Origin of the sequence: Pseudomonas sp. NFPP04, assembly GCF_900113815.1 — a bacterium.
Classification (GTDB): domain Bacteria; phylum Pseudomonadota; class Gammaproteobacteria; order Pseudomonadales; family Pseudomonadaceae; genus Aquipseudomonas; species Aquipseudomonas extremorientalis.
Window position 1 is genome coordinate 43320 of record NZ_FOQS01000019.1, and the last position, 25674, is coordinate 68993.

The following is a 25674-nucleotide window of genomic DNA, read 5'->3' on the forward strand; positions in this document are numbered from 1 at the left end:
TGATGGGGCCAGTATCTTAGCTGGCGCCCACACCTGGGATTGGCTGCACCGACAATAACAGGGGGAAAACTGACAATGGTCGTGGTTGAGCTGGGCGTGTTGATCTACCAGGGTGCGCAACTGGCCGCCGTGCACGGCTTGACTGACCTGTTTGGCGTGGCCAATCGCATCGCCGCCGAGCATCAATCCGCGCAGTTGCCATTGCTGCGGGTCAGCCATTGGCAGGTGGATAGCGCTGGCACACCGGTGCGTGTTTTCAGCAGCTATCCCGGTCCCGAGCAACCGATGATGGCGGTGCTGGTGCCGCCATCGATCGGCGAGTTTACAGAAGACCAGGCACACCCGGCGCTGCTGGAATGGATTCGCCAGCAACATGCGGCAGGCACGGTACTGGGCGGTGTGTGCATTGGCTCGATCATGTTGGCGCGCAGTGGGTTGCTCGACGGGCGCAGCGCCACCACCCATTGGTCCTCCGCCAAATCCTTCGCCAGCCGCTACCCGGCGGTGCGCCTGGAGGCCGACAAGCCGATCGTCGATGATGGCGACCTGATCACCACCGCCGGCTTGATGGCCTGGTCCGAACTCGGCCTGCGCCTGGTCGACCGTCTGATGGGCCCAAGCATCGCGGCCGATACCGCGCGTTTCCTGGTGATTGAGCACAGTGACAGCGCCAGCCAGTGCGGCAGCAACTTCGCGCCGATTCTTGGCCACGGTGACACAGCTATCCTCAAGGTTCAGCACTGGTTGCAGGCCAGCGGTGCGGTGGATGTTTCCCTGGCGGCAATGGCCCGGGAAGCCGGTTTGGAGGAGCGGACTTTCCTGCGGCGTTTTCGCAGCGCCACCGGTTTGAAACCCACCGAATACTGCCAGCACCTGCGTGTGGGCAAGGCGCGGCAGATGCTGGAATTCACCAACGGCACCATCGACCATATCGCGTGGACCGTGGGCTACCAGGACCCCAGCGCCTTTCGCGCCACCTTCAAGAAAATCACCGGCCTTGCGCCCAGCGATTACCGCAGCCGTTTTGGCGTGTGAATCGTGCAGAACGCCGCTGCGTTAACGCGGCGTCGTGCAGAATAAAACAGGCTAACTGCCATCGGTTTTTCCGTAACGGCTTGATTTGAAAAGCATCCTCCATGGAAGAGCCTTGGCCTGATCCCTGCAACCTTCTGCGTACACACATGGCGGGATGGCCAAGGGGGACGCATGACCCCGATTCAACGCAAGAAGCTGGTAGTTGCTCACTCCACGCGTGAGGGCGCGCCGCTGCATGAGGTCGAAACCAATCGTGCCTTGGCACGCTGGCTGGCGCAGATCCTCGGGCTCAAGTTCGGTGGAAGCTATGACGCTGATCTACACGCGGGGCGGGCGTTATACCTGCTGCCCACACAAACTCTGGTCGGTCCCGGCCAGGCGCGGGCACTGAATATCCAAGGTCCGGAGGATTTGTGGGGCGGTTATGTCGACCACGACTTCATCTGCACCAAGGCCATCAGTCATGGCTTGCTCAGCCCTGAAGCCAAAGCGCCCGAAGGGTGGTCGGGGTTGTTTGGCGAACGTGTGCGAAAAGTCGTGCTGGAGGGCTTGAGTGTCTTTGCGCTGGAGGACGCGCGGCCTGCCGCTGCAAGCTTGCTGTCCAGCGGCCCCATCCGCTTGAAACCCGTGCACGCCTGCGCGGGCAGAGGCCAGGAAGTTATCCACAGCCTGGATGAACTCGAAGCGGTGCTGGCGCGACCGGATGCCGCACAACTCTTCAGCCAAGGCGTGGTGCTGGAGCAAGACCTGCACAACGTGGTCACCCACAGTGTCGGCCAGAGTTTTATCGGCGATCACGTGTTCAGCTACTGCGGCGAGCAATACCTGACGAAAGATGGACAGGGCGAAGAGGTCTACGGCGGCTCCAACCTGTTGGTGGTGCCCGGTTACTACGCAGACCTGCTGCAACTCGAATTACCCGACGACGTTCGCGAGGCCATCGAGCAAGCCCAAGTCTTCGACGCGGCCGCCGATGAAGCCTATCCCGGCTTCTACGCATCACGGCGCAATTACGACATCGCCCAGGGCCTCGACAATAACGGCCAGCGTCGCAGCGGCGTGCTCGAACAATCCTGGCGCATGGGCGGGGCCAGCAGTGCCGAAGTCGCGGCCCTGCAAAGCTTTATCAACAATCCCGGCCTGCGTGCGATCCATGTGTCCTCCGTGGAAACCTACGTGGACCAGCCCTTGCCGGCTGATGCCATCGAGGTGTATCGCGGCCCGGCGGAAAACAGCGAGTTCCTTCTCAAGTACGTGACGGTTGAATCTTATGACGGCTAGAAGCGAAAGCATTGCGATCGATATCGACGACGAACAGATGAGCGGCACCTTCCTGAGCCCCAAATCCAAAGTACCTGGCGTGTTGTTTGTGCATGGTTGGGGCGGCAGCCAGGAGCGAGACCTTGAGCGCGCCAAAGGCATCGCCGGCTTGGGATGTGTATGCCTGACCTTCGACCTGCGCGGGCACGCTGGCACGGGTATTCCTTTGTCCCGCGTCACCCGCGAAGACAATCTGCGCGACCTGCTGGCGGCCTATGACCGACTGCTGGCTCACCCGGCCATCGACACCTCGGCGGTGGCGGTAGTGGGCACCAGTTACGGCGGCTACCTCGCGGCGATCCTCACCTCGCTGCGCCCGGTACGCTGGCTGGCGCTGCGCGTGCCAGCGCTGTACCGCGACCAGGAATGGCTCAAGCCCAAGCGTGACTTGGATAAGGCCGACCTGATGGATTACCGCAGCACCTTGGTCCACGCCGAAACCAATCGCGCCTTGCATGCGTGTTCGGCATTTACCGGGGATGTATTGATCGTCGAATCGGAAACCGATGACCACGTGCCCCACGCGACCATCATGAGCTACCGTGCGGCGTGCCAGCAGACCCATTCCCTGACCCATCGCATCATCGATGGCGCCGACCACTCCCTCAGCGATCCGGTGTCCCAACAGGCGTACACCTCAATCCTGGTGGATTGGATCACCGAGATGGTGGTGGGCGAACGGTTGAGCATCATCCAGTCCCAGTAAGGGTTCAGGCGGGTGTTTTCTTCACCCGCAACGCCTTGGCCTTGGCCTCCACACCGAGGTACATCACCAACGCGATCAGCAGCGGCAAGATGAAGTAAATCGCCCGATACGCGATCAATCCGGCGAGCAGACTGCCCCGCGACGCCTCATGCTGCAGCAGTGCAATAAACACCGCCTCCAGCACGCCCAGCCCGGCGGGAATATGGGTGAGCACCCCGGCAATCGCGCTGATCAGCAACACGCCCAACACCAGTGGATAGTCCAGCTTGGCCGGCAGCAGGGTGAAAATCACCGCCGCCATCAGCGACCAGTTCAACGCGCCGAGCAGCAACTGCAGGCACGCCATGCGCACTGACGGCAGGTTGATTTCCATGCCGCGAATCGTCCACGCGCGCTTCTTCGAAAACTGGCAGGCCACCAGATAGCCGAGGCTGGCCAGTACCAACAACGCGCCAATGCCCTGCAATGCCGTGGTGCTGACCTTCCACCCCGGCGGCATGGTCACCAGGCCGCTGCTGAACACCACCCCGGCAATCGCCATGTAGCCAAACCAATTGGTGGCCAGGCTCAGGCCGAGAATCTTGGCGATATTGCCGGTGCTCACGCCCAGGCGCGAATACAGGCGATAACGCATGGCGATGCCGCCCACCCACGCGCTCAGGTTGAGGTTGAAGGCGTAGCTGATGATGCCCACCGGCAGGATCTGCTTCCACACCAGGTTCTGGCGGATGTAGGTGCGGCCGATCAAGTCGAAGCTGGCGTACACCAGAAAGCTGCACAACGTCAGTGCCCCCGCGATCACCAGAGTGCGCACCTTGAAGTCACCCAGGGTCTGCAGCACTTCGCTCCAGTCGATACGCCGCGCCAGCAGAGTGAACAGCACGATCAGCACCAGGAAAAAGGCGATAGTCAGCGGTTTCTTCCAGCGTTTGAACCGGGATTCAGCGGTCATTGGCCTGGCTCTCGATGGGTTTCAATCGTGGCTTGTGCGCCGGCAGCCATCCCGTCAACGCTGGGAAGTGGCGCATCACATGAAATACCAGAAAGCCCACGGTCAATCGCCACAGCCACAAGCGCGGTTTGCGGTTTTCCGGCATGGTCTGGCAATGATTGTTGGCGAGTGTTTCCAGACGTTCGTATAAGTGTTGGTTGAAGGCTCGGTCGCGTATCAACACGTTGGCTTCCAGGTTCAGCGACAGGCTCAACGGGTCCAGGTTGCTCGACCCAACGGTGCTCCATTCGTCATCCACCAACGCGACTTTGCCGTGCAGGGGGCGCTGGCAATACTCGTGGATCACCACCCCGTCCTTGAGCAGATAGTCGTAGAGCATCCGCGCCGCCAACTTGGCCAGCAGCACATCGGGCTGGCCCTGCATGATCAATTGCACCCTCACGCCACGGCGCGCGGCGTTGCGGATTTCCCGCAGCAAGCGGTAGCCGGGGAAGAAATAGGCGTTGGCAATCACCGCACGTTTTTGCGCCTTGCTCAGTGCGTGGATGTACGCCTCTTCAATATCATCGCGATGTTGCACGTTGTCGCGGTAAATCAGCCGCACCAGGCCATCGCCCTGGTCGGTGGACCACAACGAAGGCCGCTGCTGGCGCCGCCGCCAGCCACGTCGCGCGCGGACTTGGCGACCACTTTGCGCCAGGGCAAAATGATGCAGGTCCGCCACCGCCGGGCCCACCACCCGCACTGCATAATCCTGCTTGGCTTCTGGACCGAAATCTCCTAAATGATCGGCGGAGAAATTGATCCCGCCAATAAACGCCACCTGCGCATCCACCACCACAATCTTGCGGTGCAGGCGACGAAACCAGTTGGTGCGAAAGCCCAGTGTCTTGGACGCCGGGTCAAACATCTGCACCGTCACCCCGGCGTCCGCCAGTTCACCGAGAAACGAGGGCGTCAGCTCGCCGCAACCAAAACCGTCCAGGCTTGCCACCACTTTCACTCCACGCTGCGCGGCCTCGATCAGGATGCCGTGCAGTTCATGACCCACCTTGTCTTCGAAGAGAATGAAGGTCTCCAGCAGAATCTCACGCTGCGCCGCGCGCAGGGCTTCGAACACCTTGGGAAAATACGCCTCGCCATTTTCCAGCAACTCGATCTGGTTGCCACTCTGCCAGCCATAATCCAGGTCGCGGGCCTTGGCTTCGTCCGGCGGCTGGTCGGTGGAGATATGTTCCACGGCCACGTTCATAGCTCGATCTCCACCGATAGCGGCACATGGTCGGAGAGGTGGGACCATGGCCGCGTCGTCAGCACCCTGGGGTTATGCACCTTCAGGTTGCGTACATAAATCCGGTCCAGCGGCAGCAATGGCAACCGCGCCGGGAAGGTGCGCGCGGGTTTGCCCATGGACTCGATAAACACTTCCTTCAAACCCGCCTTGCTCAGGTCGGCCTTCTGGCGCCAATCGTTGAAATCACCGGCCACCACTAACGGTGCATCGGCCGGGATTTCGCTGATGCGCTGCTCGATCAAGCGTAATTGCTGCTGGCGGTGCACTTCACGCAAACCCAGGTGGATGCAGATCGCATGGATCTCCTGGCCGGTGCCCGGCAAGCGCAGCACGCAATGCAGCAGGCCCCTGTTTTCATGGCCGCTTTGGGAGATATCGAGATTGTCGTAACGCACGATCTGGAACTTCGACAGCAACGCATTACCGTGGTCGCCATGGGGATAGACCGCGTTGCGACCGTAGGCGAATTGCGGCCAGATACTGTCGGCGAGGAACTCATACTGCGGCATGTTCGGCCAGTCACTGAAGCGCTGGGGGTGGCGCTCGTGGGTGCCGTGGATTTCCTGCAGGAACACCATGTCGGCGCCCACGCTGCGCACGGCTTCACGCAATTCGGGCAGGATGAAGCGTCGATTCAGTGCGGTGAAGCCCTTGTGGATATTGACCGTCAACACCGTGAAGCGAGTGATGGCGACGCTGGGGGTGATGGGCACCCAGTCGGGAATCGCAGCCATAGTTGCTCCTGTGAAAAAGTGGTGGGGCCTGGCCCTCGTTTATGGCTGACTGTGATTTTTGACGGAAAGTTTCCAGCGTCCTACAGACGGCATAAAGATGCCGCTGAAGGGGAACGATCAACGCGCAAACCCGTCAGTTCCTTACAGACCCTTCTGAAGGAGCTCGGTGTTTTGCTGAATCTCAAGACTGCATTACTGCTCGGCGCGCTGCTGTTTTGCGGCAGCGGTGCGCTGCAAGCGGCGGCCACCGCGCCGGAACCTGAAGCGCCGGCCAAGCCAGAGTTGCTAGTGGAAGGCGGCCTTCTCGGTGCGATCAGTTCCAGCATTGATGATGTGCAGCAAAAGCTGGACCTCAACCAGAACTTCATTGACGAATGGCGCCTGCGGGCCGACCGGGCTGCCAACGAAGTCGGTCGCCTGGTCAACCAGACCGCTGAGCGTTCGCCGTGGAGCGTGGCCGGGGACTTCCTGTTGCTGTCCGGTGTGTGGATCGGCGCCTTTACGCTGCTGACGTTACTGGGGCGCGTGATAGTGAGACGACTGGGGCAACGCACGTTTTTCGAACGGCGCAAACGCCTCCTAGCGGTGCTGGGCTATGTGGTGCCTTACACGATCCCGGCGCTGATATGCCTGCCCCTGACCTTGTATGTCAGCCATTTTCTGCCCACCTCCGTGGGGCGGGCGCTGGCGCTGTGTTTTGCCTATGCCACCAGCAGTGGCATCTTCTCCACGTCAATGCTGCTGTGTGTGATCGTCATGTTCAATGTCGGCCACAAGCGCCCGGCGGTGCAGATCATTCGCGGCTACTGCCCCAAGCCGCTGTTCCTCATCGGCTTTCTCGCCGCCCTCAGCGACGCCTTGACCAGTCCGCAGATCGCACGCCAACTGGGCGGCAATATCACCAGCAGCATTGCGGTATTCACCGGCCTGCTTGCGACAGTAATCTTTGGCGTATTAGTGGTTCGCCTGCGCCGTCCGGTCGCCCACCTGATCCGCAACCGGCCGTTGGCGCAGCGCATGAAACATCCGGCGCTCCAGCAATCTCTGCGGGTGTTTTCCGGGTTGTGGTACTGGCCGATCCTGTTGATGGTACTGGTCTCGGCAATCAACTTGATCGGTGCCGGCGACGATAATCAGAAGGCCCTGCGTTGCGCGTTGTTCACCACGATCCTGCTGATCGGCACGGTATTCCTCAGCACCGTGTTGCAACACCTGTTCAAATCCCGCAGCCAGGTGGCGATCCAGCGCAGCAGCGCCTACAAGGAACGTTTTCTCAGCCTGTTGCACGCGATCCTGCGCATCGCCATGGCCATTGCCTTTATTGAAATCCTCGGGCGGATCTGGGGCGTGTCCCTGTTCGAGTTCGCCCAGCGCAACTCGGTGGGCCGCGCGATCAGCGATTCGCTGAGCAGCATCGGCCTGATCCTGCTGATGACCTGGCTGTTCTGGGTGGTACTCGACACGGCGATCCAGGAAGCCTTGAAACCACCGGTCAACAAGCGCTCCAGTCGCCAACCGAGCACGCGGGTGAAAACCATCCTGCCGCTGCTGCGTAATGCGGTGAAGATCGTTCTGGTAGTGATCTGCGCGATCACCACCATGGCCAACCTCGGGATCAACGTCGCGCCGCTGCTGGCCGGTGCCGGGGTGGTCGGCCTGGCCATTGGTTTTGGTTCGCAACAACTGGTGCAGGATGTGATCACCGGCCTGTTCATCATTATCGAAGACACGCTGTCCATCGGCGACTGGGTGGTACTCGACTCCGGTCACGCCGGCACTGTCGAAGGCCTGACCATCCGCACCCTGCGCCTGCGCGACGGCAAGGGCTTTGTGCACTCGGTGCCGTTCGGGCAGATCAAGGCGGTCACCAACCAGTCGCGGCAATTTGCCTATGCGTTCTTCTCGGTACAGTTCACCTATGACACGGATGTGGACAAGGCGGTGGAACTGATCCGCGAGGCGGGCCAGTCGATCCGCGATGACGTGTTCCTCAAGTACAACCTGCAAGGCCCGCTGGAGGTGTTTGGCGTGGACAAGATGGACCTCAACGGCGTGGTACTCACGGCACAGTTCCGCACGGTGTCGGGTGGGCAATATGCGGTGAGCCGCGCGTTCAACCAGCGCCTGAAAAAGCTTGTGGATAACTGTGATCAGGTGCACTTCGCGCAGACTTATCCACAGCAGGTGTTGCTGCCCAAGCGTACGCCGCAGGTGGATGAGCCGGATGAAGACGTGCCCGCTTCGGTGGTGCTGACCGAGCAACCGCGAACGCAGTGACCCATATGGTAAGCAGGCTTGGCCAACGCGGGACAAGCCTGCTCACCACAACAGGTTCATCGTTTGATCAGTTTTTCTTGCAGCAGCGTGGTCTCGGGTAAACTCAGTTCCAGCAACATTTGTTGCGTGCCGCCGACCATTACCGCCGCCGGCAATCCATCCCGGTACACAATCCGATTACCGCTCACTGCCGGCACCTTGTTGCCGGGCAACAGTGTACCGACCAGGTTCAGCGGATCGGCCCCACACACTGCGATCAAACTCCCGTCATGGGGCCGCCGCCGTACTTCACGCAGCAACGGGATCGCCTCCGGCAGCGCAAACTGCTCACCTGCCAAACCACTGACAAACCGCCCGCCGCGAATTTCCCCGCGTGCTTCCAGCCGGTGAAACGTGCGCAGCAGCTCGCGCCAACTCGGCAGCCAATCTGCCTCACGCTCCAGCAAGCGCCAGAACACCACGCCATAGCGGCGCAGCAAGGTCATGGCGACATGCTCAAGTGCCTCGGCTGAATAGGGCCCGGCAGCCGTTGATGAACGTCGCACCAAGGCCCAGCGCCCGGCATCGTCCATGCCACCGACAAACGCGCCGCGCCCGCGTCGGCTGCTGCGCGCCTGGCGTTTGCTGGCGGGGGTGGTCAGGGCGCGCAGGCCGGCGAAGCTGTCGGCGTTCACCAGCCCTGCGCCGACCAACTCCTGCAACGTGGTTTCCAGCTCGCTGCGCAACAGATGGGCTTCGTGGGACAGCTCATCAAAAAACAGCGCGCCGTGATCACACAGGGCCTGATGCACTTTCTGCGCCTTGGGCGACAGGGTGGTGACATCGGTAACTTCGGTCAATCCGCTCCATAAGCCGACTTGGCTACGGGGCAGCAACACCACCGGCGTGCTGCGCAAGGCCATGGCGCTGGCCTTGTTGCTCAAGCGCAGCCACACCAGTTTGCCGCTGCGGCAGAGTTCGTCGAGCCATGTGGATGAATAATCCTTGAGGCGTGCGCTGAGCAGGTCGTTGTCCCAGGCGGACGTGGCGGCGGCATAGCCTTCAAACTGCCCGACGATTTGCGGCAGCATCGCGCTGCCCTGGCCACGGGTGCCGCCGGACAGGTGCTGCCAGTCGAACAGAAAACGCATGAAATCCTGTAATGCCACCGGTTCGATTTCCCGGCGCAGGCGCTTGACCGTGTAGCGATGAATGCGCGCCAGCAGGTGGCGTTCGCACCACTGCTCTTGTGTGGCCTCGGGGCTGAAATAGCCGCGTAACACATAGCCTTCCTGTTCCAGGCGGGCCAGTGCTTGAGTGACCTGCGTGACCGACAACGCCAGGGGCGCGGCGATCTCGATCAGGCTCACCGGGCCGAACCCACCGAGGCGCGCGCGCAACACTTCCGTCACGGCATCCTCGTAGGTCCACGACTCATCGAAGCCGGGCAGCAACGGCAAGTTGCTCGGATAGATCGCCTGCAGGCAACCCAGGCGCTCAACGGCGACCCACAGGTTGGTGTGTAAGTGAGTGTGCAACTGATAGGCGCGGCCAGCCTTGGCCAGGGCATGCAGCCATTGCGCCCATTGCGGCGTGACTTCGTTGGCGGCGATACACGCCAGGCTCATCAGCGCCTCATGCATTTCATCCGGCCCGTTGGGCGCCGGCCAGGCTTCTTCGCGCACGGCGGCGATGGCATCGGCGTCCAGCGCACCGAGGTCGTCGGTGCTTTGCGGGTCGCTCCAGCGTCGTGTGAGCACGGCCTGGGTGCGGCGTTCCTCCAGCGGCGCATCGTCGAGAAAAGTGTACGGACGGGCGCTGAGAATCTCCGCCGCCATGGGCGAGGGTGCCGGCAGGTCGCGGCTGACCAGGCGCACGTCGCCGCGCTCCATGCGCCGCAGCAGGGCCAGCCAGGCGTCGCAGTCCATGGCTTCATGCAGGCAGTCGTCGAGGGTTTGTTCCACTAACGGGTGCTCGGGCACGTCGCGCTCACCGGCGAGGTTTTCCAGGCAGGCAATCTGGTCCGGGAACACGCTGGCGATCAGGTCTTCGCTTTTCATGCGCTGGATCTGCGGCGCGACCTTGCGCCCACCGGCATAACGCGGCAACGCCAAGGCCACACCGGCATTCCAGCGCCAGCGCACGCCGAACAGCGGCGCATCCAGCACGGCCTGGATCAGGATATGTTCGGCGCTTTGGCTGTTGAGGTAGCGCCACACCTCATCCAGCTCGAAGCTGTGGCTGGTGGACAGTGACAGCACGATCGCATTTTCGCTGGCCGCCGCCTGCAACTCGAAGTTGAACGTGCGGCAAAACCGCTTGCGCAGGGCCAGGCCCCAGGCACGGTTGACGCGGCTGCCGAACGGCGTGTGGATGATCAATTGGGTGCCGCCGGACGCGTCGAAAAACCGCTCCATGATCAGCGTGTCCTGGGACGGCAATGCACTCAGGGCCAGGCGTGCGCGGGCGAGGTAGTCGAGGAGCTGTTCGGCGCTGGCGCGGTTCAGGCCGAGTTCGCCGGTCAGCCAGGCCTGTGCGGCTTGCAGGTCGCCGGGTGTGGCGCCGAGCAGCGTGTCCAGTTGACCTTGCAAACGCGCCACCGCCGCCGACAGCTCGTGACTGCGCCCAGGCGCTTCGCCTAGCCAGAAGGGGATGGTCGGCGGTTGACCATGGGCGTCCTCGACCCGCACTTTGCCGGCTTCGACCCGCAAGATCCGATAGGAGGAATTGCCAAGCTGGAAGATATCCCCGGCGATGCTTTCCACCGCAAAGTCTTCGTTGACGCTGCCGATGTTCAGGCTCTGGGGTTCGAGCAACACGCTGTAGTCGGCGTTGTCGGGGATGGTGCCGCCGCTGGTCACGGCGGTCAGCTTGGCGCCGCGCCGACCACGCAAGGTGCGGGTCAGGGCGTCGCGGTGCAGGTAGGCGCTGCGCATGCCCTGGCGACCGTTGTAGCCGTCGCAGAGCATCTGCAACAGTGCCTGGTAATGACGTTCGTCGAGTTCGGCGTAGGGCGCGGCGCGATGGATCATCTCCAGCAAGCCTTGCTCCGACCATTCACGGGCGCTGACTTCGGCGATGATTTGTTGGGCCAGCACGTCCAGTGGCGCCACCGGTATGTGCAGGGTGTCCAGTTCGCCTCGACGCACGCAGTCGAGCAGGGCGGCGCATTCGATCAGATCGTCGCGGGTGGTAGCGAACAGGCGCCCTTTGGGTGTGCCGCCAACCTGGTGACCGGAGCGGCCGACCCGTTGCAGAAAACCGTTGATGGAACCCGGCGAACCGATCTGGCACACCAGGTCCACATCGCCGATATCAATCCCCAGCTCCAGGGATGCCGTGGCGATCAGCACTTGCAGCTCGCCGCCCTTGAGGCGCTGCTCGGCATCCAGGCGCATCTCCTTGGCCAGGCTGCCGTGGTGGGCAGCCACCGCAGTTTTGCCCAGGCGCTCGCTCAAGTGCCGGGCCAGGCGTTCGGCCAGGCGTCGGGTGTTGACGAACACCAGAGTGGTGCGGTGCTCGCGCGCCAGTTCGGCGAGGCGGTCGTAGACCAGCTCCCACACGTCATTGGCCATCACCGCCGAGAGAGGCACGGGCGGCACCTCGATATCCAGATCACGTGGGCGGGCGTGGCCGATATCCACAATCGCGCAGTCCCGACCAGTGCCCACCAGGAACCGCGACACCGCGTCGATGGGCTTTTGCGTGGCCGACAAACCAATGCGCATCAGCGGCCCGGCGCACAAGCCTTGCAGGCGCTCCAGGCTCAGGGCGAGATGGCTGCCACGTTTGCCGGCGGCGATGGCGTGGATTTCATCGACGATCACCGTGCGTGTGCTGGCGAGCATCTGGCGACCGGAGTCCGAGCCCAGCAGCACGTAGAGCGATTCCGGGGTGGTCACCAGGATATGCGGCGGGCGCTTGCGCATCTGGGCGCGGTCTTTTTGTGGGGTGTCGCCCGTGCGCACGGCGGTGCGGATGATCAGCGGCGGCAGATCCAGGCGCTGCAAATGCTCGGTGATCCCGGCCAGCGGGTTTTGCAGGTTGATCTGTATATCATTGGACAGCGCCTTGAGCGGCGACACGTAGACCACCAGCGTCTCATCCGGCAGCTCACCGCCGTTGGCCAGGCCTTGGTGGACCAGGTCGTCCAGCACCGCCAGGAACGCGGTGAGGGTCTTGCCGGAGCCGGTGGGCGCGGCGATCAGGGTCGATTGGCGCTGGCGGATCAGCGGCCAGGCCTGGGCCTGGGCGCCGGTCACCGAGGGGAACGTGCTGCGCAACCAGGCGCTGACGGCGGGGTGGAAGCCGGTCAATGCGGTATCAGTGGATTCAGGAAGGCTCATGCAATGATTGATAGCCCCAGTTCCAACAAGTTGCAATGGCACAGTTAATCCGTGACGGTTGCGCGATGAACCCGCAAAATGCAACGATTCTGACCAATACCTGAATAACCTTCGTTCCAACAGACCGGGCCTGCTCAATCTATGCGAATGCGCCTTATGTTACTGGGCGGCGGGAATGCCCTCGGGCAGGCGCTGATTCGCCTCGGTGCAGAGGAAGACATCGGTTTCCTCGCACCCAAACCGCCCCAAGACGGCTGGGATGCCGCAAGCCTCACCCAATTGCTCGACGACACCCGTCCCGACGCGTTGATCAACCTCGCCTACTACTTCGACTGGTTCCAGGCCGAAGCGGTCAGCGAGCCCCGTCTGGCTGCCCAGGAGTTCGCCATCGAGCGCCTGGCCGAGCTGTGCCAGCACCACAGTATCACCCTGTTGCAGCCATCCAGCTACCGCGTGTTCGATGGCTCCCGCGCCACCGCCTACAGCGAAAAAGACGAGCCGGTGCCCCTGGGCCTGCGCGGCCAGGCGCTGTGGCGTATTGAACAGAGCGTGCGCGCCACCTGCCCGCAACATGTGTTATTGCGCTTTGGCTGGCTGCTGGATGACAGCGTCGACGGCACCCTCGGGCGCTTCCTGGCCCGGGCCGAGAAGCCGGATGAGTTGCTGATGGCGGACGACCGTCGCGGCAACCCGACACCGGTGGATGACGCGGCGCGGGTGATCATTTCGGTGCTCAAGCAACTCGATTGCGCGGCGCCGCTGTGGGGCACTTACCACTACGCCGGCCACGAGGCGACCACGCCGTTGGCGCTGGGCCAGGCGATCCTCACTGAAGCGCGCAACTACCACCCGCTGGCAATCGAATCCCCCACCGCCCAGGCCCACGCGGCCCGACCGGATGCGAGCGAAGAACCGCAACACGCGGTGCTCGCCTGCAAGAAAATCCTCCACACCTTCGGCATCAAGCCTCGGGCGTGGCGAGCGGGGTTACCGGCGTTGCTGGACCGGTTCTACCGCCATGGCTGACCCAACACAAAACCCAATGTGGGCATGAGCTAAATGTGGGAGGGGGCTTGCCCCCTCCCACATTGGTTTTTGTGTTGTTGGTCAGGTCGGTGTCAGAACTTGTAGCCGATACCCACCATGTAAACCATCGGGTCCACGTCCACATTGACCTTGGCGCGAGTGCCAGGGGCGACCGCGTTGTTTTCCACGGTGGCCTTGGTGCTGATGTCGATGTAGCGCGCCTGGGCGTTGATCATCCACTTGTCGTTGATCATGTAGTCGGCGCCGATCTGCGCGGCCCAGCCCCAGGAGTTCTCAGCCTTGAAGTTGCTGAAGCCTGCGCCTTGGGCACGGCTGCCGACGTGCTCGTCGTAGATCCAGGTGTAGTTGATACCGGCGCCCACGTACGGTTGGAAGGCCGACTTGTTGTCCAGCGGGTAGTACACGACGCTCAGGGTCGGCGGCAGGTGTTTCAGGGTGCCGAGCTTGCCGTTGGCGGCGCCGAGGGCGGTGCCCTTGATCTTCACGTCATGCTCGAACGGCGTGGCGGCCAGCAGTTCGATACCCACGTGATTGGTCAGCATGTAGGCGAAGTTCAGGCCCAACTGAGTGTCGCTGCTCATGGTCGCCTTGCCGCCCAGGTTGGCGCCGGCCAATGGGCCTTGGTCAACCTTGACGTGGCCGCTGTCGGCCTTCGGGTTCACGGTGATTGCACCAGCGCGAACCAGAATGTCGCCCGCTTCGTGAGCGTGTGCGACGGGGGCAACGAGGGCGAGCGCGAAGAGGGACGCGCCGAGCAGAGACTTGTTCATGGGAGCTCCAAAGGACGTTTAAAAGTTGTACGTCCAATGGTAAAGATCGTTCCGTTCGGTCTTTTGACTCAGCTCAATGAAAGGGCGATAAGCGTTATTCGGGCAATTCGTACATGTAAATCTTCTCGGCCTCCATCTGGTAACCGGCATCGGCCAGTTCGCTGGTGGACGGTTTGACCTGCATCGCGCCCTCGATCCAGTACGGCTGATACAGCTCATCGAGCTTCACGCCGATTTCGCTTTTGACATGCACGATCTGGTTCGACGGCGGCGGTGGCACATGGATGCACGCGCCGAAATACGGCACCAGCAAGAACTCGGTGGTGCGGCCGTTTTCGCTGACCTCCAGTGGCACGATGTAGCCGGGCAAGCGAATGTGCTGGCCATCAAGCGCTGGCACCACCGGTGCGTTGGGCAGGTCCTGCTTGGCTGCGGGTGCCGATTCCAGTGCATCCGCCATGCTGGAGAGATTGTGCAGTGGTTGCATGTTCGGCACTTCTGGCGGGGCATCCGGCGGTATCAGTTCCGACCACGTCAGTTCTTTGGGCTCGGCTGCCCAGGCGGGCAGGGCAAGCAGCAGCAACAGTGCGAACAGGACGCGACGCATCAAAGCCTTCCTCATAAACGTATGGACAGGCCATCGGCCAGGGATTGCCGATAGGCGCGCCACGCGGGCACGCTGCCCATCAACAGCGCGGCGCCCAGGATACCGGCGAGCAGCGTCCATTCATATTCGCTCGGCCACGACATCGGCAGGTCCAGGCCGTAGTTGGCCTGCAGATACCCGCGCGACGCGGCGATGCACACGTAGAGCAAACCAACGCCCGCCACCACGCCGGACAGCGCCAGGGCGAAGGCTTCGAAGATCAGCAGCGTCGCGATATGCCAGGGCCGTGCGCCCACCGAACGCAAGATCGCCATTTCGCGGCGGCGCTCGTTGAGACTGGTGAGGATCGCCGTGAGCATGCCGATCAGGCCGGTAAGCACCACGAACAGCGAGATCACGAACAGCGCTTTTTCGGCGGTGCCCATCATGCTCCACAACTCTTGCAGCGCCACGCCAGGCAGGATCGCCAGCATCGGCTCGCCACGGAATTCGTTGATCTCCCGTTGCAGGGCGAAGGTGGAAATCTTGTTGTTCAGGCCGAGCATGAACGCGGTGATGGCTTGGGGCGTGAGGTCCATATTGCGCGCCTGGTCGGCGCTGATGCGGCCTTTGCCCTGGGCCGGTACGCCGTTGTGCCAGTCGATATGGATCGCTTCCATGCCGCCGAGGCTGATGTGCAAGGTGCGGTCCACCGGGGTGCCGGTGCGCTTGAGAATGCCGACCACGGTGAAGGGCTTGTCGTCGTGCTTGACCAGGCTGACCACTGCCACGCCATGGGCCAGCACCAGTTTGTCGCCAAGTTTGTAGTGCAACGCGTCGGCGACTTCGGCGCCCAGCACCACTTCGAATGGGTCGGTGGCGAAGGCACGACCGCTGGCCAGTTCGAGGTTCTGCTTGCGCCCGTACTGGTAGTGCTCGAAGTAGGACTCGTTGGTGCCCATCACGCGGTAGCCGCGATGGGAGTCGCCGAGGGAAATCGGAATCGCCCATTTCACCTGTGGGCTGGCGGCGAAGTGTTCGAAGCTGTCCCAGCGGATGTTGTTGGTGGCGTTGCCGATGCGGAATACCGAGTACAGCAACAGGTTCACCGAACCGGAACGGGCGCCGACGATCAGGTCGGTGCCGCTGATGGTGCTGGCGAAACTGTTGCGTGCTTCGGTACGCACCCGCTCCACGGCGAGCAACAAACAGACTGACAGCGCGATGGCGAACGCGGTGAGGATCGCGGTAAAGCGGCGGTTAGCCAGGCTGGCCATGGCTAGACGGAACAGATACATCTCAAACCTCTGCGAGCGTGGCGGCGCGATTGAGTTCGGCCAGCGACAGGTTGCGGTCGAACAGCGGAGCCAGGCTCTGGTCATGGCTGACAAACAACAAGCTGGCCCCGGCCTCGCGGCATTCGGCGAACAACAACTGAATGAACGCTTCACGGGCGTCGTAATCCAGGGCCGAGGTGGGTTCGTCGGCGATCACCAGTTCCGGTTGGCCGATCAGTGCGCGGGCTGCGGCCACCCGTTGTTGTTGGCCGATGGACAGTGAATCGGCGCGACGTTCCAACAAGCCAGGATCTTTCAAGCCCAAGTGCGCCAGCAAGGTGGCGGCGGCCTGGTCGACACTGCCGTGACGCTGCTTCGCCCGTTGTGCACGCAGCTTGGAAAAGTGACAAGGCAACTCGACGTTCTCGCGCACCGACAGAAACGGCAGCAGGTTGAACTGCTGGAAGATGTAGCCCGTGTGGTCGACGCGGAAACGATCGCGGGCGCCCGCCGACAGTTCGGTCAGCTCCTGGCCGAGCAGGCGAATGCTGCCCCGGCTGGGTTTCTGCACACCGCCCAGCAACCCGAGCAGAGTGGTTTTACCGCTGCCGCTCGGGCCTTTGAGAAACAGGGTTTCCCCTGCTTCCAGGCGGAAGGCGGGGATGTCCAGCAACTGTGGGTGACCGGGCCAGTTGAAGCCCAGGTCGGACAGTTCTATTAACGCTTGGGTCATAGGAAATCAGTGGTCTGGTGTGATTTTGATGATGACGCCGATCAAGTGTGGGAGCTGGCTTGCCTGCGATGCAAACGACTCGGTCCATCAGTAACACCGTGTTGATGCTTTCGCAGGCAAGTCAGCTCCCACAGTGATTGGGTTTTCAAATCAGAATTTGAGGGTGGCTGCCTGGTTCGTCGCTTCAACACCTTGCTGGCCGCTCGGGCCGATCAGTTGTACCTGAATTTTCTGGGTGGCGGGGAAGGTCTTGAACACCTGGGTCAGGTCCAGATTGCTCAGCGCCGTCGGTGTGGCGCAGGTGAACTGATAGTGGGCGTGGATTTCGCTGTGGTCGTGATGATGTTCGTGGGCGGCCGCGCCTTTACCGTCGGTGGCGTGGTCGTCATCGTCGGCATGATCGGCTTCAGGTTTGTCGCCGAACAGCGGGCTGTTGAGTTCCTGGGTGCTGACCACGCAGCCGGCGCCCTTGGGCAGGCTGAACAGGGCCTGTGGGTTCTCCAGCTGTTTGCGTGCGGCAGCGACCTTGGCTTTGTCGGCTGGGGTAGTGGCCTGGTGTTCGAAGCCCACGAGGTTCATGGCCGGGCTGTCAAATTCCAACTCCAGTGCCTGCCCGTCGAGTACGGCGTTAAGGCGGCCAACGCCATGTTCATGGGCGCCGAGGCTGCCGTGTTCATGCTCGTGATCGTCGTGAGCGTGGGCGACAGCCAGTGGCAGCAGGGCAAACGGCAAAGCGAGCAGCAGACGACGCATGAGAGGGCTCCAGAACATGAAAGTTTTGTTATGTGATCTTATAACAATAATGCCGGGAGTTTGAACGCCCGCTTGGCGTTGCGCAAGTCGCGTGGGAGCATGCCTGTCAGAAAAATGCAGGAGTAAGGACGATGTTGCGAATTCGTGGAACGGTCGGCGATCTGCCGGTGGATTTGACCTTGGAACTCGACGAGGGCGACTGGGCTCGGTTGGGCGCACAGTTGCAGGCTGCCCCCGCGCCAACGGCGACACCCGTTGCGCCAGTCAAACAGACCGATGATCTGTGGCAGAGCGCCCAGGAACTATTGCGCAAAGCCGGGCAGCTCAGCGGGTTGGAGTTGTTGGATCAACTGGAAGGGTTGGCCGGCGATGCTGCGTCCGGCAAGCGCTTGCTGGTGCGCTTGCGGCACAGTGCCAATGTGAAAGTGGCCAGCGGCGCCGATACGCCGCTGTACAGCTGGGTCGGCGCCTAGTACAGCGCGGCGAACAATTTGCGGCGATACACGGTGACCAGTGGATGGTCATTGCCCAGCAGTTCGAACACCTGCAGCAACGTCTTGTGCGGCAAACCTTCGCTGTAGCTGCGATTGCGGATAAACAGCTTCAGCAAACCTTCCAACGCCGCGTCGTATTGCTGGCGTGCCAGTTGTTGAATCGCCAGTTGATAGGCCGCTTCATCGTCTTGCGGGTTTTGCGCCAGGCGGCTTTTCAGCTCGGCGGCGTCGGGCAGGTCGGCAGCCTGACGCAGGAAAGTGATCTGTGCCTTGGCCCCGGCGAGCGCGGCTTTGTGATCGTCGCTTTTCACGGCATCCAGCACGGTCTGAGCTTCACCCAATTCACCGCGTTCAGCCAGGCAGCGCGCGTAGAGGATCAGCGCGGCAGCGTTGGTGTTGTCCTCGCCCAACAGCGCGACCAGCAGCGCTTCGGCATCGCTGATACGCCCATCGGCAAACAGCGCTTGAGCCTGTTCCAGTGGGTCGGCCGCAGCCGGCGGTGGCATCTGCACATGCGGCTCCAGCATCGCCCGCACCGCCGATTCCGGCTGCGCCCCGGCAAACCCGTCCACCGGCTGGCCATCCTTGAACAACACCACGGTCGGCAGGCTGCGAATACCAAAGCGCGCAACGATATCCTGCTCGGCCTCGCAATCGACCTTGGCCAGCAGCAGTTCGCCCTGATAACTCTCGGCGATCTGTGCCAGCAACGGCATCAGCGCCTTGCACGGCGCACACCACTCGGCCCAGAAATCCACCAGTACGGGCTTGTGGAACGAATTCTCGATCACCGCCTGGTCGAAGGTGGCAGTGGTGACATCGAAGATATACGGCGTGGGCTCACTCATGGGGCGTCTCGAATAAAGCGGGAATGGGGGCAACTATAAGGGCTGGCGCGGTTGGCTGAAAGCGCAAGAATCTACAGTGGGCTGATTTGTCTGGGGGGCGCCGATACCCTTTGTTGTTTTGACATGGAGTCGGGCCCTCAGGATAACTGTCTGTGTTATGAAATTACGTAAAAATTTCACAATGTAGACATAGGATTTAGGTGCGTAAAAAAATTAACTATTTACCACGATGCTCGGGAATGTTTGCGGTTCTATAAGGCTTCGTCGGTTAATGAGTTAGTGTTTATGTTTACTAAATTATCTGCATTTGTTTTTGTGGGGCTCAGTTATATATCGCAGCCTGTCAACGCTGAAATTGATATTGGCAGAGGAGTCGAGAATTTTGCGCCCGGCAGAGTACTGAATAATCAAGATGGGCTCTATGACTATTGGAGCGGTGTTGGGCGAATTCAAAGTCCCACCCGATGTGTTGGGACGCTGCTGGATACTAGAGTTGATGGAGTCGCCAAAGGTCCTGCTTATGTTTTGACGAATGGGCACTGCGTCAGTTGGGACGGGGGCGAGATTCTAAGAAATACCGACTTTGAGGGGACCATACAGTTCAAATTTTTTACAGGTCAAGAAAGTACCGCGAAAGCCTACCCGTTCAAGAAAGTCAATTGGAGCAGCATGCGCGGTGTGGATCTGGCCATTCTGGAGTTGCAGGCAAGCCTTGCCTCGGTGATTGAAGACGGTGTTCAACCTCTTTTATTTGGGCAGCGTCCTGATGAAGGCACGGATATTCTGGTGGTTGGCAGTAAAGGCATTGACCCCCTGCAGGTGGCCGCTTGCCAGTTGGAAAGCTCACCAGAAGTGGTTGAGGGTGTTTGGGTATGGCGCCATACCATGAAAAATAAGTGTAAAGGTATCGGGCCTGGCAGTTCTGGCAGCCCGATTATTGAGCGCTCTACCAATAAAATAGTAGGGCTGTTAAACACGGAGTATGATTACGGGGCGTATCAGTGTGGTATACACATGCCCTGCCAGATCAAGGATGGAAAATTTTACACGGAGATAACCAATTACGGGATTTCGACGGACAGGATCGACCGTTGCTTTGTTGACGGTGTATTTTCCGAAGACCCGGCGCGATGTGTATTGTTTCCCGCTTATTCGATTGTTGGCGATGTAGCGCGCCAACAGCAATATTATCTTCCTGAAGATTTAACTACGGGCTCGCCTGCCGTCTATCCAAAATGGAATATGCGATTCACCCTTGATAAACCGTTTTATCGCTACAAGGTGACCAGGCGGCCGAGGACGTGTGAGGTGGTGCATGGTTATAGCGACATAATAGACAGTGCTAACGCTTATATTAATGATGAGATTGGGCCGCAGGTGGGCATCCATACACTGTGTGTTATTGGTGTGGATAGTCGAGAAAGCTTGCCTTTTCCCGGGGTGATGAGAAATGCGCTGAATGCAGTGGTTGAGTTGAAGGCTGCTGATAAGAACGTTGAACCTTTGGTGCGATTTCGGAGCAATTGGTTTGGTAGATATGCTGAGTTTCGTCGTGCCCCGCCTTCGCGTAATCAATTCTTTATGAAGTACGGTCAGCCCGCGCAAGTGGATTGCACGACTCAGGATGGCTATACAGAGGTGGAATTTAAAGAGGGGCAAGGCACTTCTGTCGTTAAACTTGAGCCCCGGCCTGGCCTTGTGTGTGTCTATAGCAAAGACATCCGAGGCACTTCTTCACCGGTTGAGACTTATCCTTAGGTCCCACGTGCAAAGGCACACCGGCCTACCGTGTTAACGCCGTGAATGGTACAGGCTCACCTTGCGAAACTCCCAAGGCTCGGCCAGGTCCGGCAGGGTCAGGGCATCGAGGATGCCCAGGCGCTGATAATCCGGGTGTTGGAAGTCGCGCACGCGCGAATCCGCCACCAGCGCTTCGCGGCCACGGGTCAGGAACTGATCCAGCAGCGGCAGGTTCGCGCGGTCGTAGAGCACGTCGGCCACCAGGATCAGGTCGAAGCGATCGGCTTCGGCGAAGAAATCCGCCGAATAACCCAGCTCTACGCCATTGAGTTCGGCATTCGCCCGGCAGGACGCCAGCGCCAGTGGGTCCAGGTCGCAGGCCACCACTTCCAGGGCGCCCGCCTTGACGGCGGCAATCCCGGCCACACCGGAGCCGGCGCCAAAGTCCAGCACACGTTTACCGGCGACCCATTCAGGGTTCGCCGCCAGATAGCGCGCCAAGGCCAAGCCACTGGCCCAGCAAAAACTCCAGTAGGGCGGTTCATGCAGGATGCGCCGGGTTTCTTCGGGGCTAAAGGCGCGGTCCATGTTGTCCGCATCCAGCAGCCACAACGACAACCCAGTGCCCGGCAGCGGGCAGGGCGCCAATTGCGCGTCGCCGATCAGTTCGCTGAGGGCGGCTTGCAGGCCAAGCGGTGGTGTCATGGGGCCTTGACGAGTTGCAGGGGGCCGGTGGTCTGGGTGATCGCCTGGGTGATGCGCACGGCGGGCAGGTGCAGGATCAACTGGCCGGACTGGCTGGCGCGACCGCGCAATTCAACCCGGGCACCAGCCGGGAACGCTTCAGGATTGAAGCGCAGGCGGAAGGCCAGGGGCTTGCCGTTGCCGGTCAGCACGCTGCTGGCCAGCAATTGTTGCGGGCGCGAGCGGTCGTCGATCACCAACAGCGCCATCTCCACTTCGGCACCGGCTGGAATGTTGGTCAGGCTGCCGCTGATTTCACGCTGATAGGCGGGCAGGGGGCCGAGGTCTTCAATGCCCGGGACTTTTTTCTCTTGCGCGGGCGTCGGTTGAGGCGTGGTCGGTTTGGGGGCTTCGCTGCTGCAGGCGACCAGGAAACTGAACAGGGTGAGCAAAACAAGTGGTCGTAACTGCATGTACGGCTCCAGAAAGGACAAAATCCGTGGCTTAAAAAATATGAAACATAATAGTCAGCCTATATACCGTAAAGGCTATGGCTTGTCTTGCCACGGGGATGCGCTACCATGGCCCTCCCTTTATTTGTTGCCTGCCTACCATGCACTGTCCCTTCTGCGGTGCCAACGACACCAAGGTCATTGACTCGCGTCTGGTCGCCGAGGGCGATCAAGTGCGTCGCCGGCGCGAATGCCTGGCCTGCGGTGAACGTTTCACCACCTTCGAAACCGCCGAACTGGTATTGCCGCGCCTGATCAAATCCGACGGCAGCCGCCAGCCTTTCGACGAAGAAAAACTGCGCGCCGGTATGCAGCGTGCCCTGGAAAAACGCCCGGTGAGTGTCGAGCGGCTGGAGGCGGCGCTGGTGCATATCAAGCACAAGCTGCGTGCGACCGGCGAGCGCGAGGTCAAGAGTCTGGTGGTAGGAGAGTTGGTGATGGGCGAGCTGCAAAAGCTCGACGAAGTCGCCTACATCCGTTTCGCCTCGGTGTATCGACGCTTCCAGGACCTCAATGAGTTCCGCGAAGAGATCGACCGCCTGGCCCGGGAGCCTGCCCAAGAATGAACCCACCGTCTGCCGAACAAGCGGTGCTCGACGCCCATTACATGGCCCGCGCCTTGGAACTCGCGCGCAAAGGCTTGTACACCACCCATCCCAATCCGCGTGTAGGTTGTGTGATCGTGCGCGATGGGCAGGTTGTCGGCGAAGGCTGGCATGAGCGCACCGGCGAACCCCATGCCGAACCCAACGCCCTGCGTGCCGCCGGTGACAAGGCCCGTGGCGCCACGGTGTACGTGACCCTCGAGCCGTGCAGCCACCATGGGCGTACGCCGCCTTGCGCCGATGCCCTGGTCACGGCCGGTGTCGCCCGTGTCGTGGCCGGCATGCAGGACCCTAACCCCGAAGTGGCCGGGCGCGGCATGCAGCGTCTGGCGCAAGCCGGGATCGAGGTCTTGAGTGGCGTGCTGGAAGCCCAGGCCCGCGCGTTGAATCCGGGATTCCTCAAGCGCATGGAGCACGGCCTGCCCTTCGTGCGGGTCAAGCTGGCGATGAGCCTGGACGGCCGCACTGCCATGGCCAGCGGCGAAAGCCAATGGATCACCGGCCCTGCGGCCCGCGCCGCCGTGCAGCGCCTGCGTGCCGAGGCCAGTGTGGTGCTGACCGGCGCCGACACGGTGTTGGCCGACGGCGCCCGCCTGACCGTGCGCGCCGCCGAACTCGGCCTGGACGAAGCCACCACTGCGCTGGCCATGTCGCGCCCGCCGTTGCGCGTGCTGATCGATGGCCGTTTGCGCGTGCCGCTCAACGCACCGTTCTTCAAGGCCGGGCCGGCGCTGGTCATCACCTGCGTGACCCCGGAAAACCAGTTTCCCCGTGGCCCCGAGTGCCTGGTGGTGCCCGGCGTTGACGGCCAGGTCGACCTGCGTTCGGCGCTGGTCGCCTTGGCCGCCCGTGGCGTCAACGAAGTGTTGGTGGAGGCAGGCCCAAGCCTGGCGGGCGCCTTTGCCCAGCAAGGCCTGGTGGATGAGTACGTGATATTCGTCGCCGGCAAGTTCCTGGGCTCCGCTGCCCGGCCTTTGCTGGACTGGCCGCTTGAGAAACTGGCCGATGCCCCCCAACTCAAGATCACTGAAATGCGCGCTGTAGGCGACGACTGGCGAGTCACTGCCATCCCGCTTCCACCCGCGAGCGTATAATTCTGACCGGGCGCTCAAGTGCCCGTCCCGTTTTCCAGGAGAAGGCCATGTTCACCGGCATTATCGAATCCATCGGCAGCATCCGCGCCATGACCCCCAAAGGCGGCGACGTGCGCCTGCTGGTTGAAACCGGCAAGCTGGACCTGGGCGACGTCAAGCTGGGCGACAGCATCGCCGTCAGCGGCGTGTGCCTCACCGTCATCGACCTGCCGGGCAACGGCTTTGCCGCCGATGTCAGCCGGGAAACCCTGGACTGCACCGCGATGAACGACCTCAAGGCCGGCAGCCCGGTGAACCTGGAAAAAGCCCTGACCCCGACCACCCGCCTCGGCGGTCACCTGGTCAGCGGCCACGTCGACGGCGTCGGCGAAGTGGTAGCGCGCAGCGAAAACGCGCGTGCCGTGGAATTCCGCATCCGCGCGCCCAAAGAGCTGGCCAAGTACATCGCCCACAAAGGCTCGATCACCGTCGATGGCACGAGCCTCACCGTGAACGCCGTGAACGGCGCCGAATTTGAACTGACCATCATTCCCCACACCCTCAGCGAAACCATCATGGCGTCTTACCAGCCAGGTCGCCGGGTGAACCTGGAAGTGGACTTGCTTGCCCGTTACCTGGAGCGCCTGTTGTTGGGCGAAAAGGCCGCAGAGCCTGCAACCGGGAACATCACCGAAAGTTTTCTGGCCGCTAACGGCTACCTGAAATCCTGACCAAGGGGGTGCCGCGTGGCGCTCAATAGCATCGAAGAACTGGTTGAAGACATCCGCCAAGGCAAGATGGTCATCCTGATGGATGACGAAGACCGCGAGAACGAAGGCGACATCATCATGGCCGCCGAGGCCTGCAAGCCTGAGCACATCAACTTCATGGCCAAGTACGCCCGTGGATTGATCTGCATGCCCATGAGCCGCGAGCGCTGCGAGTTGCTCAAGTTGCCGCTGATGGCGCCGCGCAATGGCTCGGGTTTTGGCACCAAGTTCACTGTATCGATCGAGGCCACTACCGGCGTCACCACCGGCATTTCCGCCGCCGACCGCGCCCGCACCGTGCAAGCCGCTGCTGCCAAGGACGCCAAGGCCGAAGACATCGTCAGCCCCGGCCACATCTTCCCGCTGATGGCCCAGCCGGGTGGCACCCTGGCCCGTGCCGGCCACACCGAAGCCGCCTGCGACCTGGCGCGCATGGCCGGTTTCGAGCCCTGCGGCGTGATCTGCGAAGTGATGAACGACGACGGCACCATGGCCCGTCGTGCTGAACTCGAAGCCTTTGCCGCCGAACACAACATCAAGGTGGGCACCATTGCCGACCTGATTCACTACCGCATGATCCACGAACGTACCGTTCAGCGGATTGCCGAGCAGCCACTGGACAGCGAACTGGGCCAATTCAATTTGGTGACCTACCGTGATTCCGTGGAAGGCGACGTGCACATGGCGTTGACCCTGGGCACCATTTGCGCCGAAGAGCCGACCCTGGTGCGTGTGCACAACATGGACCCATTGCGCGACCTGCTGATGGTCAAGCAACCGGGTCGCTGGAGCCTGCGCGCTGCCATGGCTGCGGTCTCCGAGGCCGGCAGCGGTGTGGTGCTGCTGCTCGGTCACCCGCTGGATGGCGATGTGCTGCTGGCGCATATCCGCGAAACGGCGGACCACACGCCGGTGAAAAAACCGACCACCTACAGCATCGTCGGGGCCGGTTCGCAGATCCTGCGTGACCTGGGCGTGCGCAAAATGCGCCTGATGAGCGCACCGATGAAATTTAATGCGATATCCGGTTTCGACCTGGAAGTAGTAGAATACGTGCCCTCCGAATAAAGGCCGGCGATTTTCGCCCCTTGTTCGCGGTTCAAATATCACTAAGGGACGCGTCATACACGCGTCCCGGC

The 25674-nt window shown here is 61.6% G+C and carries 23 protein-coding genes; 11 read left to right on the plus strand and 12 right to left on the minus strand.

Going from position 1 to position 25674, the window contains the following annotated elements:
* Positions 1–75: 75 nt before the first annotated feature.
* The 3 genes from BM017_RS27770 to BM017_RS27780 all read left to right on the plus strand — a co-directional run bounded on the left by BM017_RS27770 (position 76) and on the right by BM017_RS27780 (position 3061).
* Positions 76–1035 (plus strand): GlxA family transcriptional regulator, encoded by a 960-nt coding sequence (locus BM017_RS27770; protein ID WP_092250529.1) that lies wholly within the window; start codon positions 76–78, stop codon positions 1033–1035.
* A gap of 171 nt (positions 1036–1206) precedes the next feature.
* Positions 1207–2316 carry a DUF3182 family protein gene (locus BM017_RS27775; RefSeq protein WP_092250532.1) on the plus strand — a complete coding sequence of 370 codons (1110 nt, stop codon included), beginning with the start codon at positions 1207–1209 and terminating at the stop codon, positions 2314–2316.
* A complete protein-coding gene (locus BM017_RS27780) occupies positions 2306–3061 on the plus strand; it encodes an alpha/beta hydrolase family protein (protein WP_092250535.1) in 756 nt (251 codons plus the stop codon). The genes BM017_RS27775 and BM017_RS27780 overlap by 11 nt, the downstream gene beginning before the upstream one ends.
* 4 nt (positions 3062–3065) lie before the next feature.
* Here the strand turns inward: BM017_RS27780 and BM017_RS27785 are convergent, their stop codons facing one another.
* From BM017_RS27785 to BM017_RS27795, 3 genes are read right to left on the minus strand one after another with little or no spacing between them, the layout of a single operon-like run.
* The gene (locus BM017_RS27785) at positions 3066–4013 is read right to left on the minus strand and encodes a lysylphosphatidylglycerol synthase domain-containing protein (RefSeq protein WP_071489843.1); all 948 of its coding nucleotides are present in this window, start codon (positions 4011–4013) and stop codon (positions 3066–3068) included.
* Complete coding sequence (gene clsB, locus BM017_RS27790) at positions 4003–5265, minus strand: cardiolipin synthase ClsB (RefSeq protein WP_092250538.1); 1263 nt, start codon at positions 5263–5265, stop codon at positions 4003–4005. Before clsB ends, BM017_RS27785 begins: the two co-directional genes overlap by 11 nt.
* Positions 5262–6041: an endonuclease/exonuclease/phosphatase family protein gene (locus BM017_RS27795; RefSeq protein WP_071489845.1), complete on the minus strand. Its 780-nt coding sequence runs from the start codon at positions 6039–6041 to the stop codon at positions 5262–5264. Before BM017_RS27795 ends, clsB begins: the two co-directional genes overlap by 4 nt.
* Positions 6042–6212: 171 nt before the next feature.
* Here BM017_RS27795 and BM017_RS27800 point away from each other — a divergent pair, with 171 nt between their 5' ends.
* Positions 6213–8318, plus strand: coding sequence for a mechanosensitive ion channel family protein (locus tag BM017_RS27800; RefSeq protein ID WP_092250541.1), 2106 nt, complete (start codon positions 6213–6215; stop codon positions 8316–8318).
* A 56-nt stretch (positions 8319–8374) separates the two neighbouring features.
* Here BM017_RS27800 and BM017_RS27805 read toward each other — a convergent pair whose 3' ends face one another.
* Positions 8375–12643 carry a DEAD/DEAH box helicase gene (locus BM017_RS27805; protein WP_092250544.1) on the minus strand — a complete coding sequence of 1423 codons (4269 nt, stop codon included), beginning with the start codon at positions 12641–12643 and terminating at the stop codon, positions 8375–8377.
* A gap of 141 nt (positions 12644–12784) precedes the next feature.
* Here BM017_RS27805 and BM017_RS27810 point away from each other — a divergent pair, with 141 nt between their 5' ends.
* Positions 12785–13669 (plus strand): sugar nucleotide-binding protein, encoded by an 885-nt coding sequence (locus BM017_RS27810; RefSeq protein ID WP_083351508.1) that lies wholly within the window; start codon positions 12785–12787, stop codon positions 13667–13669.
* Between the two features lie 92 nt (positions 13670–13761).
* On the opposite strand, the gene BM017_RS27815 is transcribed toward BM017_RS27810, so the two are convergent.
* The 5 genes from BM017_RS27815 to BM017_RS27835 form a co-directional block, all read right to left on the minus strand.
* Positions 13762–14460, minus strand: coding sequence for an OmpW/AlkL family protein (locus tag BM017_RS27815; protein WP_071489849.1), 699 nt, complete (start codon positions 14458–14460; stop codon positions 13762–13764).
* A 94-nt stretch (positions 14461–14554) separates the two neighbouring features.
* Positions 14555–15067 carry a DUF3299 domain-containing protein gene (locus tag BM017_RS27820; RefSeq protein WP_071493720.1) on the minus strand — a complete coding sequence of 171 codons (513 nt, stop codon included), beginning with the start codon at positions 15065–15067 and terminating at the stop codon, positions 14555–14557.
* Positions 15068–15078: 11 nt separating this feature from the next.
* On the minus strand, positions 15079–16344 hold the full coding sequence (locus BM017_RS27825; protein ID WP_092250547.1) for an ABC transporter permease: 1266 nt from the start codon (positions 16342–16344) through the stop codon (positions 15079–15081).
* A gap of 1 nt (position 16345) precedes the next feature.
* The gene (locus tag BM017_RS27830; protein ID WP_092250550.1) at positions 16346–17056 is read right to left on the minus strand and encodes an ABC transporter ATP-binding protein; all 711 of its coding nucleotides are present in this window, start codon (positions 17054–17056) and stop codon (positions 16346–16348) included.
* A gap of 150 nt (positions 17057–17206) precedes the next feature.
* On the minus strand, positions 17207–17809 hold the full coding sequence (locus BM017_RS27835; protein WP_092250553.1) for a DUF2796 domain-containing protein: 603 nt from the start codon (positions 17807–17809) through the stop codon (positions 17207–17209).
* Between the two features lie 131 nt (positions 17810–17940).
* On the opposite strand from BM017_RS27835, the gene BM017_RS27840 reads away from it, so the two are divergent.
* Positions 17941–18282 carry a hypothetical protein gene (locus BM017_RS27840; RefSeq protein ID WP_092250554.1) on the plus strand — a complete coding sequence of 114 codons (342 nt, stop codon included), beginning with the start codon at positions 17941–17943 and terminating at the stop codon, positions 18280–18282.
* On the opposite strand, the gene trxA is transcribed toward BM017_RS27840, so the two are convergent.
* Entirely contained in the window at positions 18279–19151 is an 873-nt protein-coding gene (gene trxA, locus BM017_RS27845; RefSeq protein WP_092250557.1) for a thioredoxin, read from the minus strand. The genes BM017_RS27840 and trxA overlap by 4 nt on opposite strands.
* Before the next feature lie 285 nt (positions 19152–19436).
* Here trxA and BM017_RS27850 point away from each other — a divergent pair, with 285 nt between their 5' ends.
* Positions 19437–20909: a trypsin-like serine peptidase gene (locus tag BM017_RS27850; protein ID WP_092250560.1), complete on the plus strand. Its 1473-nt coding sequence runs from the start codon at positions 19437–19439 to the stop codon at positions 20907–20909.
* Between the two features lie 33 nt (positions 20910–20942).
* Here the strand turns inward: BM017_RS27850 and BM017_RS27855 are convergent, their stop codons facing one another.
* Complete coding sequence (locus BM017_RS27855; protein WP_092250563.1) at positions 20943–21596, minus strand: class I SAM-dependent methyltransferase; 654 nt, start codon at positions 21594–21596, stop codon at positions 20943–20945.
* Positions 21593–22048: a YbaY family lipoprotein gene (locus BM017_RS27860; RefSeq protein WP_058424585.1), complete on the minus strand. Its 456-nt coding sequence runs from the start codon at positions 22046–22048 to the stop codon at positions 21593–21595. The genes BM017_RS27855 and BM017_RS27860 overlap by 4 nt, the downstream gene beginning before the upstream one ends.
* A 140-nt stretch (positions 22049–22188) precedes the next feature.
* Between BM017_RS27860 and nrdR the strand changes: the two genes are divergently transcribed.
* From nrdR to ribBA, 4 genes are read left to right on the plus strand one after another with little or no spacing between them, the layout of a single operon-like run.
* Positions 22189–22653 carry a transcriptional regulator NrdR gene (gene nrdR, locus BM017_RS27865; protein WP_092250566.1) on the plus strand — a complete coding sequence of 155 codons (465 nt, stop codon included), beginning with the start codon at positions 22189–22191 and terminating at the stop codon, positions 22651–22653.
* Positions 22650–23786, plus strand: coding sequence for a bifunctional diaminohydroxyphosphoribosylaminopyrimidine deaminase/5-amino-6-(5-phosphoribosylamino)uracil reductase RibD (ribD, locus tag BM017_RS27870; RefSeq protein WP_071489858.1), 1137 nt, complete (start codon positions 22650–22652; stop codon positions 23784–23786). The genes nrdR and ribD overlap by 4 nt, the downstream gene beginning before the upstream one ends.
* Positions 23787–23833: 47 nt before the next feature.
* A complete protein-coding gene (locus tag BM017_RS27875) occupies positions 23834–24496 on the plus strand; it encodes a riboflavin synthase (protein WP_071489859.1) in 663 nt (220 codons plus the stop codon).
* 15 nt (positions 24497–24511) lie between these two features.
* A complete protein-coding gene (ribBA, locus tag BM017_RS27880; protein WP_092250569.1) occupies positions 24512–25603 on the plus strand; it encodes a bifunctional 3,4-dihydroxy-2-butanone-4-phosphate synthase/GTP cyclohydrolase II in 1092 nt (363 codons plus the stop codon).
* Positions 25604–25674 lie beyond the last annotated feature (71 nt).

Excerpts from the sequence above, each read along its gene's own strand:
- BM017_RS27855 (WP_092250563.1), bottom strand. The coding sequence starts at position 21,596 with ATGACACCACCGCTTGGCCTGCAAGCCGCCCTCAGCGAACTGATCGGC.
- BM017_RS27840 (WP_092250554.1), top strand. The coding sequence starts at position 17,941 with ATGTTGCGAATTCGTGGAACGGTCGGCGATCTGCCGGTGGATTTGACC.
- BM017_RS27805 (WP_092250544.1), bottom strand. The coding sequence starts at position 12,643 with ATGAGCCTTCCTGAATCCACTGATACCGCATTGACCGGCTTCCACCCC.
- nrdR (WP_092250566.1), top strand. The coding sequence starts at position 22,189 with ATGCACTGTCCCTTCTGCGGTGCCAACGACACCAAGGTCATTGACTCG.
- trxA (WP_092250557.1), bottom strand. The coding sequence starts at position 19,151 with ATGAGTGAGCCCACGCCGTATATCTTCGATGTCACCACTGCCACCTTC.
- ribD (WP_071489858.1), top strand. The coding sequence starts at position 22,650 with ATGAACCCACCGTCTGCCGAACAAGCGGTGCTCGACGCCCATTACATG.
- BM017_RS27860 (WP_058424585.1), bottom strand. The coding sequence starts at position 22,048 with ATGCAGTTACGACCACTTGTTTTGCTCACCCTGTTCAGTTTCCTGGTC.
- BM017_RS27785 (WP_071489843.1), bottom strand. The coding sequence starts at position 4,013 with ATGACCGCTGAATCCCGGTTCAAACGCTGGAAGAAACCGCTGACTATC.
- BM017_RS27830 (WP_092250550.1), bottom strand. The coding sequence starts at position 17,056 with ATGACCCAAGCGTTAATAGAACTGTCCGACCTGGGCTTCAACTGGCCC.
- BM017_RS27770 (WP_092250529.1), top strand. The coding sequence starts at position 76 with ATGGTCGTGGTTGAGCTGGGCGTGTTGATCTACCAGGGTGCGCAACTG.
- BM017_RS27850 (WP_092250560.1), top strand. The coding sequence starts at position 19,437 with ATGTTTACTAAATTATCTGCATTTGTTTTTGTGGGGCTCAGTTATATA.
- BM017_RS27815 (WP_071489849.1), bottom strand. The coding sequence starts at position 14,460 with ATGAACAAGTCTCTGCTCGGCGCGTCCCTCTTCGCGCTCGCCCTCGTT.
- BM017_RS27825 (WP_092250547.1), bottom strand. The coding sequence starts at position 16,344 with ATGTATCTGTTCCGTCTAGCCATGGCCAGCCTGGCTAACCGCCGCTTT.
- BM017_RS27775 (WP_092250532.1), top strand. The coding sequence starts at position 1,207 with ATGACCCCGATTCAACGCAAGAAGCTGGTAGTTGCTCACTCCACGCGT.
- BM017_RS27795 (WP_071489845.1), bottom strand. The coding sequence starts at position 6,041 with ATGGCTGCGATTCCCGACTGGGTGCCCATCACCCCCAGCGTCGCCATC.
- BM017_RS27820 (WP_071493720.1), bottom strand. The coding sequence starts at position 15,067 with ATGCGTCGCGTCCTGTTCGCACTGTTGCTGCTGCTTGCCCTGCCCGCC.
- clsB (WP_092250538.1), bottom strand. The coding sequence starts at position 5,265 with ATGAACGTGGCCGTGGAACATATCTCCACCGACCAGCCGCCGGACGAA.
- BM017_RS27875 (WP_071489859.1), top strand. The coding sequence starts at position 23,834 with ATGTTCACCGGCATTATCGAATCCATCGGCAGCATCCGCGCCATGACC.
- BM017_RS27810 (WP_083351508.1), top strand. The coding sequence starts at position 12,785 with ATGCGAATGCGCCTTATGTTACTGGGCGGCGGGAATGCCCTCGGGCAG.
- BM017_RS27835 (WP_092250553.1), bottom strand. The coding sequence starts at position 17,809 with ATGCGTCGTCTGCTGCTCGCTTTGCCGTTTGCCCTGCTGCCACTGGCT.
- BM017_RS27780 (WP_092250535.1), top strand. The coding sequence starts at position 2,306 with ATGACGGCTAGAAGCGAAAGCATTGCGATCGATATCGACGACGAACAG.